This is a genomic window from Vogesella fluminis (assembly GCF_014652335.1).
Classification (GTDB): Bacteria; Pseudomonadota; Gammaproteobacteria; order Burkholderiales; family Chromobacteriaceae; genus Vogesella; species Vogesella fluminis.
Genome location: NZ_BMYP01000033.1, coordinates 19,844 through 36,462, shown reverse-complemented (window position 1 = coordinate 36,462; position 16,619 = coordinate 19,844). Strand labels below are relative to the sequence as shown.

General features: G+C 67.2%; 14 protein-coding genes. 3 read left to right on the top strand and 11 right to left on the bottom strand.

The window, feature by feature from the left end:
* Positions 1 to 72 precede the first annotated feature (72 nt).
* The 4 genes from ligA to smc all read right to left on the bottom strand — a co-directional run bounded on the left by ligA (position 73) and on the right by smc (position 8,036).
* Entirely contained in the window at positions 73 to 2,502 is a 2,430-nt protein-coding gene (gene ligA / locus IE083_RS12280) for an NAD-dependent DNA ligase LigA (RefSeq protein WP_189353945.1), read from the bottom strand.
* Between the two features lie 66 nt (positions 2,503 to 2,568).
* Positions 2,569 to 3,711: a cell division protein ZipA C-terminal FtsZ-binding domain-containing protein gene (locus IE083_RS12275; RefSeq protein ID WP_189353943.1), complete on the bottom strand. Its 1,143-nt coding sequence runs from the start codon at positions 3,709 to 3,711 to the stop codon at positions 2,569 to 2,571.
* A gap of 167 nt (positions 3,712 to 3,878) precedes the next feature.
* A complete protein-coding gene (locus tag IE083_RS12270) occupies positions 3,879 to 4,598 on the bottom strand; it encodes an energy transducer TonB (RefSeq protein ID WP_189353941.1) in 720 nt (239 codons plus the stop codon).
* Between the two features lie 3 nt (positions 4,599 to 4,601).
* Positions 4,602 to 8,036, bottom strand: a complete 3,435-nt coding sequence (gene smc, locus IE083_RS12265) for a chromosome segregation protein SMC (protein ID WP_444545831.1) — start codon at positions 8,034 to 8,036, stop codon at positions 4,602 to 4,604.
* Between the two features lie 220 nt (positions 8,037 to 8,256).
* On the opposite strand from smc, the gene IE083_RS12260 reads away from it, so the two are divergent.
* Together IE083_RS12260 and ruvX are read left to right on the top strand one after the other, a co-directional pair.
* Positions 8,257 to 8,817: a YqgE/AlgH family protein gene (locus tag IE083_RS12260; protein WP_189353938.1), complete on the top strand. Its 561-nt coding sequence runs from the start codon at positions 8,257 to 8,259 to the stop codon at positions 8,815 to 8,817.
* Positions 8,810 to 9,241 carry a Holliday junction resolvase RuvX gene (gene ruvX, locus IE083_RS12255; protein WP_189353937.1) on the top strand — a complete coding sequence of 144 codons (432 nt, stop codon included), beginning with the start codon at positions 8,810 to 8,812 and terminating at the stop codon, positions 9,239 to 9,241. Before IE083_RS12260 ends, ruvX begins: the two co-directional genes overlap by 8 nt.
* 79 nt (positions 9,242 to 9,320) lie before the next feature.
* Here the strand turns inward: ruvX and ylqF are convergent, their stop codons facing one another.
* The 4 genes from ylqF to IE083_RS12235 all read right to left on the bottom strand — a co-directional run bounded on the left by ylqF (position 9,321) and on the right by IE083_RS12235 (position 11,520).
* Positions 9,321 to 10,262: a ribosome biogenesis GTPase YlqF gene (gene ylqF, locus IE083_RS12250; protein ID WP_189353935.1), complete on the bottom strand. Its 942-nt coding sequence runs from the start codon at positions 10,260 to 10,262 to the stop codon at positions 9,321 to 9,323.
* Positions 10,263 to 10,265: 3 nt separating this feature from the next.
* Complete coding sequence (locus IE083_RS12245; RefSeq protein WP_047968423.1) at positions 10,266 to 10,478, bottom strand: DUF3820 family protein; 213 nt, start codon at positions 10,476 to 10,478, stop codon at positions 10,266 to 10,268.
* Positions 10,479 to 10,540: 62 nt separating this feature from the next.
* Positions 10,541 to 10,969 (bottom strand): DUF4870 family protein, encoded by a 429-nt coding sequence (locus IE083_RS12240; RefSeq protein WP_229799738.1) that lies wholly within the window; start codon positions 10,967 to 10,969, stop codon positions 10,541 to 10,543.
* Positions 10,970 to 10,989: 20 nt separating this feature from the next.
* The gene (locus tag IE083_RS12235) at positions 10,990 to 11,520 is read right to left on the bottom strand and encodes a hypothetical protein (protein WP_189353933.1); all 531 of its coding nucleotides are present in this window, start codon (positions 11,518 to 11,520) and stop codon (positions 10,990 to 10,992) included.
* A gap of 339 nt (positions 11,521 to 11,859) precedes the next feature.
* Between IE083_RS12235 and IE083_RS12230 the strand changes: the two genes are divergently transcribed.
* The gene (locus tag IE083_RS12230; RefSeq protein WP_189353932.1) at positions 11,860 to 12,216 is read left to right on the top strand and encodes a translation initiation factor Sui1; all 357 of its coding nucleotides are present in this window, start codon (positions 11,860 to 11,862) and stop codon (positions 12,214 to 12,216) included.
* 80 nt (positions 12,217 to 12,296) lie between these two features.
* Here the strand turns inward: IE083_RS12230 and IE083_RS12225 are convergent, their stop codons facing one another.
* From IE083_RS12225 to IE083_RS12215, 3 genes are all read right to left on the bottom strand, one after another.
* Complete coding sequence (locus IE083_RS12225) at positions 12,297 to 13,916, bottom strand: electron transfer flavoprotein-ubiquinone oxidoreductase (protein ID WP_189353949.1); 1,620 nt, start codon at positions 13,914 to 13,916, stop codon at positions 12,297 to 12,299.
* Between the two features lie 96 nt (positions 13,917 to 14,012).
* Positions 14,013 to 15,206, bottom strand: coding sequence for a CaiB/BaiF CoA transferase family protein (locus IE083_RS12220; protein ID WP_189353930.1), 1,194 nt, complete (start codon positions 15,204 to 15,206; stop codon positions 14,013 to 14,015).
* 163 nt (positions 15,207 to 15,369) lie between these two features.
* Positions 15,370 to 16,557: an acyl-CoA dehydrogenase gene (locus IE083_RS12215; RefSeq protein WP_189353929.1), complete on the bottom strand. Its 1,188-nt coding sequence runs from the start codon at positions 16,555 to 16,557 to the stop codon at positions 15,370 to 15,372.
* Positions 16,558 to 16,619: the final 62 nt, after the last annotated feature.

The following is a 16,619-nucleotide window of genomic DNA, read 5'->3' as shown; positions in this document are numbered from 1 at the left end:
GTCATTGCCATGGCATGCGCGTTTCTATGGCTACCAATGTGAAACGTCAACAGCCCCTAGTTTTGCCTGCCGTCACGACGCCAGCAAGGCCAGCAGGGCGGCCTCGTCCAGCACCGTCACGCCCAGCTCCAGCGCCTTGTCCAGCTTGCTGCCCGCCTCGGCGCCGGCCACCACGTAGTGGGTCTTCTTCGACACGCTGCCGGACACCTTGCCGCCGGCGACCTCGATCAAGGCCTTGGCCTGGTCGCGGCCCATGGTCGGCAGGGTGCCGGTGAGCACGAAGGTCTTGCCGGCCACCTCGGCATTGCCGGTGCTCGCTTCCGCCTGCGGTGCGGCGGACAGGATACCGCCACAGTAGGCGGCAATACCCTGCAGCAGGGTGCGGTTGCCGGCCTCGTCCAGCCAGTCGGCCAGCGCATTGACCACCTCGGCCGGCAGGTCGAGCTGGATCACGTCCACCCGTGGCATTGCGGCCAACGTCGCCGGCTCGCCCTGCTGCGCCGCCAGCTGCTGTGCCCGCACCTCGGTCAGCCGTGGCACGTTCAGGCGCGCGTAAAGGTTGGCCGCAGCCAGCTTGTCGCGCAGCTGCGCCTTGGGCGCGTGTTCGTCGGCTGCTGCCACGCCGGCAGCCAGCAGCGCGTCGATCACGGTTTCGTTCTGCGCCTCGGCGAAGAACTCGGCGATCGACTCCGCCACCACGCCGCCGATGTCCGGCAATGCCGCCAGCACCGCACGTGGCGCGCGGCGCACCTTGTCCAGCGTGCCCAGCCAGTCGGCCAGCGTCCTGGCGGTGGATTCTCCGACGTGGCGGATACCCAGCGCGAACAGCAGGCGCGCCAGTGGTGGCGTCTTGCTGGCGGCAATCGCTTCGATGAGATTCTCGGCCCACTTGGTGGCCACTTTCCCCGCCTTGACGGTTTCCGGCGTCACGCCCTCCTGCTCGTCGGCGCGGCGTTTCATCTGCAGCAGGTCGTCCAATGTCAGGCGGTACAGGTCGGCCACGCTCTTCACGTAGTCGAACTCCACCAGCTTGTCGATGTAACGCTCGCCGAGGCCGTCGATGTCCATCATGCGGCGGCCGGCAAAGTGCTGGATCGCCTGCGTGCGCTGCGCCTTGCACACCAGCCCGCCGGAGCAGCGCGCGATGGCCTCACCCTCCTCGCGCACCACATGGCTGCCGCACACCGGACACGCCAGCGGCAGGCGGTAGGCCGGGTACATCGGTTCTTCACTACTGCTGAACAGGTCGCCGCCGGACGTTGGCCGCATCGGGCGCTGGTCCAGCACCACCGCCACCACTTCCGGGATCACGTCGCCGGCGCGGCGCACGATGACGGTATCGCCGACGCGCACGTCCTTGCGCCGCACCTCGTCCTCGTTGTGCAGCGTGGCGTTGGTGACGGTGACGCCGCCGACGAACACCGGCGCGAGCCGCGCCACCGGGGTGATGGCGCCGGTGCGGCCAACCTGTTCCTCGATCGCTTCCACCCGCGTCAGCGCTTCCTCGGCCGGAAACTTGTGGGCAATCGCCCAGCGCGGCGCGCGCGACACGAAGCCCAAACGCGCCTGCAGCGCGCGACTGTTCACCTTGTACACCACGCCGTCGATCTCGAACGGCAGCGCGGCGCGCTGGGCCAGCACGCCTTCGTAGTAGCCAGCCAGGCCAGCCGCGCCCTGCACCACCGGGCGCAGTGCGGCGGCCACCACCGGGAAGCCGAGTTCGGCCAGCCAGTCCATTTCGCCGGCGTGGCTGGCCGGCCAGTCGGCGCCCTCCACCTGCGCGATGGCATAGGCGAAGAACGACAGCCGGCGCTGCGCGGTGATTTTGGAGTCCAGCTGCCGCAGGCTGCCGGCGGCGGCATTGCGCGGGTTGGCGAAAGTCTTGTCGCCGCGCTCGCGCTGCGCGTCGTTCAGGCGCTCGAAGTCGCGCTTGAGCATCAGCACCTCGCCGCGCACCTCCAGCAGCGCCGGCACGTTGGCCGCAGCCAGCTGCAGCGGCACCGAGCGCACGGTGCGGATATTGGCAGTGACATTCTCGCCACTGCTGCCGTCGCCACGGGTGGCGGCCTGCACCAGCACGCCGTCGCGGTACAGCAGGCTGACGGCGAGGCCGTCGAACTTGGGTTCGGTGGCGTACTCGACGTTGGCCGCAGCCAGGTCCTTGCTGACCCGTTCGTCGAAGGCGATCAGCTCGGCATGGCGCAGGCCAAAATCATCCTGCTGCAGGTCGGAAAAGGCGTTGGACAGCGACAGCATCGGTACCGTGTGGATAACGCTGTCGAAGGCCGGCAGCGGCGCGCCACCGACGCGACGGGTGGGCGAGGCGTCACCGGCCAGCGCCGGACAGTCGGCCTCCAGCTGCTGCAGCTCGCGGAACAGGCGGTCGTACTCGGCATCCGGCACCGTCGGCGCGTCCAGCACGTAGTACTCGTGGTTGTAGCGCTCCAGCAGCGCGGCCAAGGCTTGCGCGCGCTGGCGCTGTTCGGAAGTGGCTTCGGTCATGTTGCGGCCCCGGAAATGCAGCACGCCGGCAAGGGCCGGCGTGCGGAAACAATGAAACGGCAGGAATCAGGCAAATAGGCGCAAGGCGGCGACACTGCCCGGCGCGATGCCGCGGTCGTCCATATTGCCGTAGATGCGCACCAGCTGTTCGCGGATCTTCAGCAGTCCGGCTTCGCTCAGTTCACGGCGGTTGTCGTCGACCAGGCGCGCATCGAATTCCTGCGTCAGCTGCAGCGCGAAGGCAATGGCGCGGTCGAACACCGCGGCACCGCCGGCCACGCGCGGCACGTCGAACAGCAGCGTCAGCGCCGGGAAGGACTTGTCGAGCAGGTTGTGCAGCGTGAACGGCGTCTGGTCGGCCGAGGCCAGCGAGTACAGCGAGTTGCCGGAGTCGGCCAGGTAGTGGAACTGGCCGTCCGGCTCCAGCTGCAGCCCGGCGGCTTCGGCCACGCTGCGCAGGCGCGCGCCAGGGATCGGCGCCGTCGGCACGATATTGATGCCGATCAGCACGTCGACGTCGGCGCAGAAGCGGTCCAGTTCGCGCGCGGCGACCAGCTTCTGCTGCCGTTGCGGGAAGCTGACCTGGGCATCGAACTGCTCGGCGTAGTGGTTGATCTGCTGGCAGAAGCTGGCCAGCTCCTGCTCGGTGACCGCGCCGCTGCGGTCGACCAGCTGCAGGCCGAAGTTGACCTGCTTGTAACGGGTGCCCGGCAGCAGTTCGGCCGGCGTCCACAGTCCGCGCTCGCTGCGCAGGATGGCCTGCACCCGCTTGGCGACATTGAAGCGCGGCAGCGACGACAGCGTCAGCGGCCGGCTGAACACCACCTCGGCGATGAAATCCAGCGACGGATCCAGCAGCGCCACCACCAGCGCCTGGTGGTCGGCGGCGTCCATCGTCACCTCTTCGTCGTCCTCTTCCGGCGGCGGCTCGCTGGCGGCGGGCGGCGGCGTAAAGGCGTGCAGCGGCGGAGTGTCGTTCAGGTAGGCGGGGGTATCGTCCTCATCCTGCAGCAACACCGGCTCCAGCCGCTCCTGCTTGCCGTCGCGGACATGATTCCTGGGCACGTCCAGCAGCACATCGGCGTGATGACGTGAAAAGGCCTGGCGGGTCCGCTTGCGAAAGCGCCATTCCTGGTATGTATTGAAGGCGAACACCAGGGCGATGACGATCCCCCCCAGCATCAGCAAGCCTATTTGTATGTCGCTCATCGAGCCTTATCCACTGCTGTGGCCATTATTCAGGACAGTATTATAACAAACGTCGCAACGCAAACGGTGGCCGCCCTCGCGTCATCGGTCATTCCCTGTCGAAATAGCGCGCAATTTTTCGATATTTCCTGCCGAAAGCATCATTTTCACAAAAAAACCACCGCCGGCTACGACTCGTCTAGGCGGAAGCGCACCGGGATGTCGATGCTGGCCGCCACCGGCTGCCCGCCCTGCCACGCGGCGTCGAAGCGCCAGCTGCGCACGCTGTCGCGCGCGGCGCGGTCGAGGCGGACGAAGCCGCTGGAGCGCAGTAGCTGCACCTGCTCGCACTGTCCGCCGGCGCCGACCGCGATGCGCAGCAACACCACGCCTTCCTCGCCCAGTTCGCGCGACAGCGCCGGATAGGGCGGCTTCGGCGCAAAGCGTACCCGCACCGCACGGCTTTCGCCCGTCTTTTCGCCGCCGGTGGCAGTATTGCCGTTGGCAACGGCCGGCGGCGAGGCCGCACCGGCGGCGGGGGCAAGGTTGGCCGCAGCGTTGCTGCCGTTGCTGCCGGCTGGCGCGGTAGCGCTAGCCGCGGCGGCCGTGCCGGTTGCCGGAGCCGTCGCGGGTGGTGTGGCTGCCGCTAGTGGCGATAGAGTGGACGGCGATGGCGTGGATGGCGGCGGCGCGGCGCGGCGCACGGCCGGAGCGGGTGTCACGGCGGGCTGACGAGGCGCGGCCGGCGCCACGGCGCGGTCGCCGCCGCGCGGCGCCATCACCTCCGCGGCGGGCTGCAACAGCAGCTGCAAGGGCGGCGTCCGCGCCGGCAGCGGGCGGAACTGCCAGGCGAACGCGGCCAGCAGCAGCGCGTGCAGGGCCAGCGACAGCAGCAGCGCCGCGCGCATCGCTCAGGCCGTTTCGCGCATTTTCAGCGCTTCGACGATGTCCACCGCCACGATGCGGCTGCAACCCTGCTCCTGCATGGTCACGCCGACCAGCTGCTCGGCCATCTCCATGGTCAGGCGGTTGTGGCTGATGTACAGGAACTGCGTGTGCGCGGCCATCTGCTTCACCAGGTCGCAGAAGCGGCTGGTATTGGCGTCATCCAGCGGCGCATCGACCTCGTCCAGCAGGCAGAACGGCGCCGGGTTTAGGCTGAACAGCGAGAACACCAGGCTCATCGCGGTCAGCGCCTTCTCGCCACCGGACAACAGGTGGATGGTGCTGTTCTTCTTGCCCGGCGGCTGCGCGATGATCTGGATACCGGCCGACAGCAGGTCGTCGCCGGTCAGCACCAGCTCGGCGCGGCCGCCGCCGAACAGCGTCGGGAAGAACTCGCTCATCTTGGCGTTGACCGCGTCGTAGGTGCTCTGCAGCATGTCGCGGGTTTCGCCGTCGATGCGGGCGATCGCCTCTTCCAGCGTCGCCATCGCCTGCAGCAGGTCGTCGGTCTGGCCGGCCAGATACTCGCCGCGCTTCTGCGCCTCTTCCAGCTCCTGCAGCGCGGCGAGGTTCACCGCGCCGAGGCCCTCGATGGCGCGCGCCAGACGCGCGATCTCCGCCGCCAGCGCGCCCGGCTTCACGTTGTCGTTCAGATGCGGCAGCAGCGCCGCCTCGTCCGCCTCGGCGGTTTTCAGTTCCTCGTCGAAACGCTCGACGTTCAGCCGCGCTTCCTGGTGCTTCAGCAGCCAGTCCGAGCGCGCCTCGCGCAATGCCGGCAGCGCGGCGCTGATTTCCTGCTGCTTTTGCGTGTGCTGGCGCAGGGTCTCGGTCAACGCGCTGAGCTGGTCGCGCGTTGCGGCCAACGTTTGTTCGCGCGTTTCGCGCAACGCCAGCGCCTCCTGCAGCACCTCGTCCGGCGCCGCCTCCTCCACCGTTTCCGCCTCCATGGCCAGCGTTTCCAGGCGCTCGGCCAGCTGCAGATCGCGGTCTTCCAGTTCGCGCGCGCGGCGCGCCAGCTCGGCCACCTTCTGCTCGGCGGTGTGCTGCGCCAGCTTGATCTCGTGCAGCATGCGCTCGGCGTCGCGGGTCTTGTTGCGCGCCAGCTCCAGCCCGGTTTCGGCGTTCAGGCGCGCCAGACGCGCGTCTTCCAGCTGTTCGGCCAGCTCTTCCAGCTGCATCACGTTTTCTTCGGCCAGCAGTTCGGCTTCAACAATGGTTTCCTGCGCCGTGTCGCGCTCGTCGCGCAGGCGCTGCTGTTCGGCGTGGATGGCGGCCAGACGCGCCGCGCCCTGCCGCGCCGCCTGATCCAGCTTCACGTGCTCCAGCGTCGCCGCGTTCAGCTCCGCCTCCAGCCGCGTCAGCGCGCCCTTCTGCGCGCGCACCGCCTCGGCCAGCATGCCCAGCATCGACGCCACGCTGTCGCGACGGCGCTGGACGCTGTCGATCTGCGGCTGCACCGCGGCCAACCTTGCCGCCGCCGCGTCGCGCGCCGCCTTGCGCGCCATCATGCCGTCGCCGGCGTGCGCGGCGTTGAAGCGCACGCTGACCGCACTGACGCGGTGGCCGTCGGGGGTGATCCAGCATTCGCCGGCGGCCAGCTCGCCACGGCGGGCGATGGCGGCGTCCAGCGTGTCGGCGCAGTAGACGCCGGCCAGCCAGTCGGCCAGCGCGGCGGCAAACGGCGCGCCGGCGCTGACGACATCCAGCAGCGGCTGGCGGCCAGGGTTGGCCGCAACGGCCGGCGATAGCGCGCAGTCGATCAGCGCCAGCGGCGCCGGCGGCAGAGTGCCGGGCAAGGCGGCGGCACGGGCGGCGGCACGGGCGGCGAGGCTGTCGCCGAGCACCACTTCCACCGCGCTGCGCCACTGTTCGTCCACCTGCAGGCTCTGCCACAGCGCCGGCGCACCGTCCAGCTGCTGCGCCGCCAGCCAGCCGGCCAGCTGCTCGCCGGCGGCTTCGCGCGCCAGCACCGCGTCCAGCGCGGCGACTTCGGCCTCGGCGCGGGCGGCGTCGCTATTGAATTCGTGCAGCGTCTTGTCCAGCTGTTCGCGCTCGCTGGCGAGATCCGCCTGCTTGGCCTCGTCGGCGGCCAACCGGGCGCGCACCGCGTCCAGCGCCGCCTGCGCGCGCGCGACCTCGGCCTGCGCCGCCTCCAGCACGCCGCTGTCGGGCAGGTTGAGATCGTGCAGCTCGCGGCGCAGCGCGTCTTCGCGCGCGGCCAGCTGCTCGATGCTGCGGCGCAGGTGCTCGCCCTGCTGCCGCGCGAGGTCACGCTCGCGGGTGAGGTTGGCGATCTGTGCCGTCATCTGCGCCAGGCGCTGGTCGGCAACGCGAAACGCGGCCTCGGCGCCGGGCAGGCCGTCGGCGCCGTCTTCCAGCCCCATCTGCGCTTCTTCCATGCGCAGCTGCGCCTCTTCGCGGCGCGGCAGCCAGTCGTCCAGCTCGTACTCGACCTGGGCTTTCTGCTCCGCCAGCTGCTGGCGTTCGTTGCGGGCGCCGGCCAGATCGCGCTCCAGCCGCTCGCGGCTTTGCAGGCGGTGGCGCTGCTGTTCTTCCAGCCGCGCCAGCGTGGCGTTGGCCTCGAACAGCGCCTGCTGCGCCTCGTGCACCGCGTCGCTGGCGGCGTAGTGCGCCTCGCGCACCGTCTCCAGTCCGGTTTCGAGATGGGTGTGCGCCGCTTCCAGCGCGGTTTCTTCGGTTTCGATGCGGGCCAGTTCGCCGCGCGTGGCGGCTTCCTGCCGCGCCGCTTCCTCGCGCCGCGCCAGCGCCAGCAGGTTCTGCTTGAAGGTCAGTGCGCCGCGCATGTCCTGGTAGTTGGCCGCGACCTCGGCCTGCTCGGTGAGGCGCTCGACCTGGCGCGTCAATTCCAGCTTGAGGTCGTCGATGCGGGTCAGGTTGTCGCGGGTGTCGGCGAGGCGGTTTTCGGTCTCGCGGCGGCGCTCCTTGTAGCGCGACACGCCGGCGGCCTCTTCCAGGTAGGCGCGCAGCTCTTCCGGGCGGGCCTCGATGATGCGCGAGATCATGCCCTGCTCGATCACCGCGTAGCCGCGCGCGCCGACGCCGGTGCCGAGGAACAGGTCGGTGATGTCGCGACGGCGCACCTGCTGGTTGTTGATGTAGTAGCTGGATTCGCCCTGCCGCGTCAGCACGCGCTTGATCGCCACCTCGGCGTACTGCCCCCACGGCCCGGTGAGCTGGCCGTCGCCGTTGTCGAACGCCAGCTCCACCGAGGCGCGCGACACCGGCTTGCGGGTGCCGGAGCCGTTGAAGATCACGTCCTGCATCGATTCGCCGCGCAGCTGCTTGGCCGACGACTCGCCCAGCACCCAGCGCACCGCGTCGATGACGTTGGACTTGCCGCAGCCGTTGGGGCCGATCACCGCCACCAGCTGGCCGGGCACGGCGATGCTGGTGGGGTCGACGAAGGACTTGAAGCCCGCCAGTTTGATGTGAGTGAGGCGCAAGGGGGATCCGGCTCAGGAGAAATCAGTCTGCCATTTTAGCAAGCAACCGCGCCGCTGCGGCCAACCTTTGTCGGCCGGCCGCCGTGCCGCGCGGCCGCGGTTGCGCTTTTGCGCGATGTCCTTTGCCGGCCATGACAATGGTTGCCATAATGCAGGCATGAATACGCTGACCTTTGCACATCATTTCCTGATCGCCATGCCGGGCATGACCGACCCGCTGTTTGCCAAAAGCATCGTCTACATCTGCGAGCACGGCGAACAGGGGGCGATGGGCATCATCATCAACAAGCCGTCCGGCATCGTGCTGGCGCAGCTGCTGGAGCAGATCGACCTGTCGCTGGCCAACGACGAGGCCAATACCGTGCCGGTGCACTTCGGCGGTCCGGTGCAGCCGGATCGCGGCTTCGTGCTGCACACGCCAATCGGCAACTGGCAATCGACGCTGACCATCACCGACGACATGGCGCTGACCACCTCCAAGGACATCCTGCAGGCGGTATCGGAGGCGCAGGGCCCGGCCAGGCTGCTGGTCAGCCTCGGCTATGCCGGCTGGGAAAAAGGCCAGCTGGAAGAGGAAATCGCCGCCAACCAGTGGCTGACCGTCGCCGCCGCCGACTGGGTGATCTTCGATACCCCAAGCGAGGTACGCTTCGACAGTGCCATCAAGCTGCTGGGCTTCGACCCGTCGCTGCTGTGCACGGACGCCGGTCATGCATAAGGGCACGCTGCTGGGCTTCGACTTCGGCGAGCAGCGCATCGGCGTGGCGCTGGGCGAGCCGGAACTGGGCATCGCCACGCCGCTGGCCACCATCAGCAGCGACAGCAACGAGGTGCGCTTTGCCGCCATCGGCAAGCTGATCGAGGAATGGCAGCCGACCGGCTTCGTCGTCGGCCTGCCGACGCACATGGACGGCAACGCCCACACGCTGACCGCGCTGTGCCGCAAGTTCGCGCAGCGCCTGCACGGCCGCTACCGGCTGCCGGTGTGGCTGGTGGACGAGCGGCTGACCTCGGTGATCGCCGAGAGCCTGCTGGAGGAAGCCGGCGTGCGCGGCCGCAAGCAGAAGCCGGTGCTGGACCAGGTGGCGGCACAGGCGATCGTGATGGCGTGGTTCGAGGAGCCGGGCGAGCGCCTGGGCTGAACCGGCCTTTACGCAAAAAAGCCCGCTGCACGTGCCGCGGGCTTTTTGTTTGCTTGCGGCCAACGTTGGCCGCAATGTTTCAGCGGCGCTTGGCGGCCTTGGCGACACGCGCCTCGCGCTCCAGGCGCGCGGCTTCCTTCTCCGCGGCACGCAGGACCGCGGCTTCCTTGGCCGCCTTTTCCCACGCGCGCCATTCGTCCGGCCGCTCCAGCGTCAGGCGCCCGGTGGCGCCGCTGCGGAAGTCGGTGAGGATGAGTTCGGCGGTTTTCTGGATGTTGATGCGGCCGCCGGGCAGGATGGCGCCGCGCTTCTTGCCGATCTGCTCCATCACCTGCCAGTCCTGCAGGCCGGCGATGTCGCCGATGTTATAGCGCGCGTCCAGCTCCTTGCCGTAGTAGCGCATCAGGTAGGCCAGCAGCTCCAGCGCCACTTCTTCCTCGTCCATCGCGTTACGGCCCACCGCGCCGCTGGCGGCGAGGTTGTAGCCGCCCTGCGGCACCACGATCTTCGGCCACAGCATGCCCGGGGTGTCGAACAGCTCGATCTCGTCGCACAGCATGATGCGCTGCTGGCCCTTGGTGATGCCCGGCTCGTTGCCGGTCTTGGCGATGCGGCGGCCGGTGATGCTGTTGATCAGCGTCGACTTGCCGACGTTGGGAATGCCGCAGATCACCACCCGCAGCGGCTTGTCGATGGTGCCGCGGTTGGGCGCCACGTCCATGCAGGCTTCGATCAGCTTTTGCGCCGGCGACTTTTCCGAGGCGTCGAGGCCGATGGCGATGGTGCCCGGCTTGCGGTACCAGTCCAGCCACTGCCGGGTGACGGCCGGATCGGCCAGGTCCTGCTTGTTGAGTGCCTTGATCGACGGCTTGCGTTTCGCCAGCTGCGCGATCATCGGGTTGGCGCTGGAGGCCGGCAGGCGCGCGTCCAGCATTTCAATGACCACATCGATTTCGCCAAGACGCTCTTGCAGCTCTTTCTTGGCTTTGTTCATGTGTCCGGGGAACCATTGGATGGCCATGTATTATCGCTTTCGTAGTGGGTCGAGCAGCGATGACAGCCCGTTGTGATCCAGCTCCTGCATCAGCGCCAGCAGGCGGCCGATCTCGCCCGGCGGAAAGCCCTCGCGGGCGAACCAGTTCAGGTAATGCCCGGGCAGGTCCGCGATCACGCGGCCCTTGTACTTGCCGTAGGGCATCACGCGGGTGACGAGCAGTTGCAGATGTTCGGGATTCATCGCGTTCATTCAAAAATCAGCCGCGCATTGTGCCAAAGCTGTGGCCAATGCGCAGCAAGCATTCACTGCGGCAGCGGGCGGCGGTCGTTAAACGCCAGAAAACCGCGCACGATGCGGTACACGTACCACACCCACACCGCAAAACCGGTGACGAAGCCCAGCCCCAGCAGCAGGATCAGCGGCCAGGAAACGGCGAAGCCGATCACCGCCCACCAGAAGGTGCGGATCTGCCAGGCAAAGTGGCTTTGCCACTCGGTGCCGGCGGCCTCATCGCGCTTGATGTAGTTGATGATGATGCCGACGATGGCGGTGATGCCGACAAACAGGCTCAGTGCCTGCAGCGCATACACCACCAGGGTCAGGGTTTTCAGTGTGTCGTCGGCGCGGGGTACGCGTTGCAGATAACCGTCGTCCATCTCTTCTCCCGTTCGAGCATGGCTAACAAAACCGTTACGCGCGGCGGCACCGTCACGCCAGGCTTTGGTAGCCATGCTGCCTGCACGCGCCGGCATCACGCCAGCCGCGCCAGCGCCTGTTGCAGGTGCGCCAGATGCGCGGCCTGCTGGCGGCGCAGTAGCAGTGACTGCGCCACCGGTGACGCCGCCACCTGCAGCAACTGGCTGCCATGGCCGTGGGTGCGCCACGGCCGCGCGCCGCAAAACAGCGCGAACGAGCGCACAGGCGGGCAATCCACTGCCAGTTTACGCGATAGCTGCTGCAAACGCAGGTTTACCGCGTCCATCAGCGCCAGTTCGTGGCTGGCCAGTTCCAGATGCTGCAGCGCGAACACAAGCACCCGCGCGGCCAGCCAGTCGGCGCGTTGCGGCGAGCGGCCTCCGGCCGACAGGTAGGCCAGGCTGCGCACCTCGGGGAACAGCGACTCCAGCACTGCCGGGGTCTGCTGCCCGGCAAGCAGGGCTTGCAGGCGGGCGACCGGGTTGCCGGGAAGATGCGAGCCGTGCTCGACGTCGCTGACGATGCACAGCACGCTGCTGATGCCGTGTTTTGCCGCTGGCAGCTGCCAGGAACGATGATTTTCCATGTTCGGACTCCGTTGGGTGCCGCAAACCGGAAACATTGGAACAGCCCAGAAACACCAATGCCGCCAGAGTGCGGCGGCATTGATCAGGGATTCGGGGGTAAGGCTTATTCAGCCCGTGACGCGTCCTGGTGCCGCCAAAGAAGTGCGGTAACCATAATAATAAGCGTGGGACACGAAACGGATAACAGTAGCCATAGCGGACGATGATGCGCCCGCGCGGCGGCGGCTGTCAAGCGGCGTCGCCATTTGAGCCACGCGCAATCGCGCAATACAATGCGTCATTCCTGCATCGCAAGGTTTGTCGATGCAGTTTTTTCGCAAACAGGACAAGGACGCAATATGAAGAAGCATGCCGGCGGCGGACTGGTGTACTCCACCGAGCACGGCCGCATGTGCCCCGCCTGCCGCGCGCCGCTGGATGCCTGCGTCTGCCAGGCGGCCGCCGCGCCGGCCGGCGATGGCATCGTGCGCGTGCGCCACGAGACCAAGGGCCGCAAGGGCAAGGGGGTGACGGTGGTCAGCGGCGTGCCACTGGCCGGCAGCGAATTGTTGGCGCTGGGCAAACAGCTGAAGGCACGCTGCAGCACCGGCGGCACGGTCAAGGACGGCCAGATCGAGATCCAGGGTGAGCACGTGGCGCTGCTGATGGCCGAGCTGCAGAAGCAGGGCTGGACGGTGAAGCGCAGCGGTGGCTGAGTTCACCGCATGTGGCCAAGGTTGGCCGCAATGAAAAACGCCGCCAGCAAGGTGCTGACGGCGTTATCCGTGGTGGCGGCTTACATGTTCGGGTAGTTCGGCCCGCCGCCGCCTTCCGGCGTCACCCAGTTGATGTTCTGGGTCGGGTCCTTGATGTCGCAGGTCTTGCAGTGCACGCAGTTCTGCGCGTTGATCTGCAGCCGCGGCTCGCCCTCTTCGCGACCGACGATCTCGTACACCCCGGCCGGGCAGTAGCGCTGTTCCGGCGCGTCGTACTTTTCCAGGTTGATGCGGATCGGCACGCTTGCGTCCTTCAGCTTCAGGTGCGGTGGCTGCTCTTCGCTGTGGTTGGTGTTGGAGATGAACACCGACGACAGGCGGTCGAAGGTCAGCACCCCGTCCGGCTTCGGATAGGCAATCGGCGTGCACTCGTCCTTGGGTTTCAGGCACTCGTGGTCGGCGTGCTTGTGGCGCAGCGTCCACGGCGCCTTGCCGCGGAACAGGTAGGTGTCGATCGCCGAGTAGATCATCGCCGGCCACAGCCCCCAGCGGAACGCCGGGCGGATGTTGCGCACGCTGTGCAGCTCATCGTGCAGCCAGCTCTGCTTGAAAGCGGCGGTGTAGCCGACCGCCTCCGCACCCTGGGCCTCGGGGTTGGCCGCAAACAGCGCGAACACCGCTTCCGCCGCCAGCATGCCGGACTTCATCGCGGTGTGGGTGCCCTTGATCTTCGGCACGTTGAGGAAGCCGGCGGTATCGCCGACCAGCACGCCGCCGGCGAAGGTCAGTTTCGGGATGCTCTGCAGGCCGCCTTCGGAAATCGCGCGCGCGCCGTAGGACAGGCGGCGGCCGCCTTCGAACACGCCCTTGATCGCCGGGTGGGTCTTGAAGCGCTGGAATTCCTCGTACGGCGACAGGTAGGGGTTCTGGTAATCGAGGCCGACCACGAAGCCGACCACCACCTGGTTGTTTTCCAGGTGGTAGAGGAAGGAGCCGCCATAGGTCTTGTTGTCCATCGGCCAGCCGGCGGTGTGGGTGATCTTGCCTTCTTCATGCAGCTCCGGCTTCACTTCCCACAGCTCCTTGATGCCGATGCCGTAGGTTTGCGGATCGGCACCCTCGCGCAACTGGAAGCGCTCGAACAGGCCCTTGGTCAGCGAGCCGCGACAGCCTTCGGCGAAGATGGTCTGCTTCGCCCACAGCTCGATGCCCGGTTCGCCTTCCTCGTCACCGTTCTTGCCGGTGCCGACGTTGCCGGTGGCGACGCCCTTCACCGAACCGTCGGCGTGGTACAGCACTTCGGCGGCGGCAAAGCCCGGGTAGATCTCCACGCCCAGCTCTTCCGCCTGCTGCCCCAGCCAGCGACAGAAGTTGCCCAGGCTGATGATGTAGTTGCCGTGGTTGTTCATCTGCGGCGGGGTCGGCAGCTTGATCGACTCGGTTTCGGTCAGCAGCAGGAAGCTGTCCTGCTTGGCCGGGGTGTTGAGCGGCGCACCCTTTGCCTGCCAGTCCGGGATCAGCTCGTTCAGCGTGCGCGGTTCCAGCACGGCGCCGGACAGGATGTGGGCGCCGATTTCGGAGCCTTTTTCCAGCAGACAGACACTGATTTCCTGGCCTTTTTCGGCAGCCAGCTGCTTGAGACGGATGGCGGCAGACAGGCCGGAAGGCCCGCCGCCGACTACCACCACGTCGTATTCCATGTATTCGCGTTCCACCGCTTCTCCTTTGCGCTGGCAGGGGACAATAAGCGCAATGATGCCAACTAATGTGGCTGTGCGTCAAAATCAAACAAGCGTTTAAACGGTTCCGGCGGCACGCAGTTGTGTAATTGCCACCGCGTCGTAGCCCAGATGCTGCAGCAGCGCATCGGTGTGTTCGCCCAGCGCCGGCGGCGGCGCCAGGTACTGCGGCGGGGTGGCCGACATCTTGATCGGGCAGGCGACCTGGGGCACGTTCTGCCCTTTGCTGTCGGTCAGCTGCAATTGCATGCCGCGATGGCAAATTTGCGGGTCGGCAAATGCCTCGGCGACGGTATTGATCGGGCCGCACGGCACGCCGGCGGCGTCGAGCAGTTTCAGCCATTCGTCGCGATCGCGTGCCATGAACGCCTCAGCCAGCAGCGGCACCAGCGTGGCACGGTGTTGCACCCGTTTCGGGTTGCTGGCGAAGCGCTCGTCGTCGGCCAGCTGCAGCAGTTGCAGCACTTCGCACACCGCACGGAACTGCTTGTCGTTGCCGCAGGCGAGGATGAAGTGGCCATCGCCGGCGGTTTTGAACACCTGGTAGGGCACGATATTGGGGTGGGCATTGCCCAGCCGCGGCGGCACTTCGCCACCGACCAGCCAGTTCATGTTGACGTTGGCCAGCATCGCCAGCGCGCAATCGAACAGCGCCATGTCGATGTACTGGCCGACGCCGGTGCGCTGGCGCGCGAGCAGCGCCGCCTGCACCGCATTGGCGGCGTACAGGCCGGTGAACAGGTCGGTGACCGCGACGCCGACCTTGTGCGGCTCGCCGTCGGCGGGGCCGGTGATGCTCATCAGGCCGGACATGCCCTGCACGATGTAGTCGTAGCCGGGCAGCTCGGCGTAGGGGCCATCCTGACCGAAGCCGGTGATCGAGCAGTACACCAGCCGCGGGTTGAGCTGTTGCAGGCTGTCGTAGTCGAGGCCGTACTTCTTCAGGCCGCCGACCTTGTAGTTTTCCAGCAGCACGTCACATTCGGCGGCCAGCTGGCGCACGATCTGCTGCCCGGCCGGCCGGGTGATGTCGACGGTGAGCGACTGCTTGCCGCGGTTGGCGGCGAGGTAGTAGGCGGCGGTGCCGTCCGCCAGGCTGGGCGGCGACCAGTGGCGGGTATCGTCACCGCTGCCGGGGCGTTCCACCTTGATCACTTCCGCGCCGAGATCGGCCAGCAGTTGCCCGGTCCACGGCCCGGCGAGGACACGACTCAGATCCAGAACCTTGATACCCGACAATGCGCCAGCCATGATGCTTCTCCTTGGCGGCCAACGTTGGCCGCGAAAAAAATGGCCCGGTTGCACCGAGCCCTAAGGACAGACAGGAACCAACTCGCGCCGCTGGTGGAGGCCGGCGGCGGTACATCACACTCCGGACGCACGGGACACCCTTGCCCGATGCGTCCGCAAGCGATCAGGCAAACGCCTGAATACCGGTCTGGGCGCGGCCCAGAATCAGGGCATGCACGTCGTGCGTGCCCTCATAAGTGTTGACGGCTTCCAGGTTCATCACGTGGCGGATGATGTGGAATTCGTCGGAAATGCCGTTACCGCCGTGCATGTCGCGGGCAACACGGGCGATGTCCAGCGCCTTGCCGCAGTTGTTGCGCTTGATCAGGCTGATCATTTCCGGCGCGGCACGGCCTTCGTCCATCAGGCGGCCGACGCGCAGCGCGGCCTGCAGGCCCAGGCTGATCTCGGTCTGCATGTTCGCCAGCTTCAGCTGCACCAGCTGGGTAGCGGCCAGCGGGCGGCCAAACTGCTTGCGGTCCAGCGTGTACTGGCGGGCACCTTGCCAGCAGAACTCGGCGGCACCCATCGCGCCCCAGGCGATGCCGTAGCGCGCCTTGTTCAGGCAGCCGAACGGGCCTTTCAGACCTTTCACGTGCGGCAGCAGCGCGTCTTCACCCACTGCCACGTTATCCATCACGATCTCGCCGGTGATGGAGGCGCGCAGCGAGAACTTGCCCTCGATCTTCGGCGCCGACAGCCCCTTCATGCCCTTTTCCAGCACGAAGCCGCGGATCTCGCCGTCGTCGTCCTTGGCCCACACCACGAACACGTCGGCGATCGGGCTGTTGGTGATCCACATCTTGCTGCCGTTGAGCACGTAGCCGCCGTCCACCTTGCGGGCGCGGGTCTTCATGCCGGCCGGGTCGGAGCCGGCGTCCGGTTCGGTCAGGCCGAAGCAGCCGACCCATTCGCCGGTCGCCAGTTTCGGCAGGTACTTGTCCTTCTGCGCGTCAGTGCCGTAGGCCCAGATCGGGTGCATCACCAGGCTGGACTGTACCGACATCGCCGAGCGGTAGCCGGAATCGACGCGTTCCACTTCGCGCGCCACCAGGCCGTAGGCCACGTGCGACAGGCCGGCGCAGCCGTGGGTGTCGATGGTGCAGCCGAGCAGGCCCAGCTCGCCCATCTCGCTCATGATCTCGCGGTCGAAGCGCTCTTCGCGGTTGGCCGTCAGCACCCGCGGCAGCAGGCGTTCCTGGCAGTAGGCGTAGGCGCTGTCGCGCACCATGCGTTCTTCGTCGGTCAGCTGATCGTTCAGTAACAGTGCGTCATCCCACTGGAAAGGGGCGCGATTGGATGCTGCAGCCATGTGGACTCTCCTTAAGTAATTCCGCATTGCGGAATTACGTTCTACAATGCAAAATAGACTAC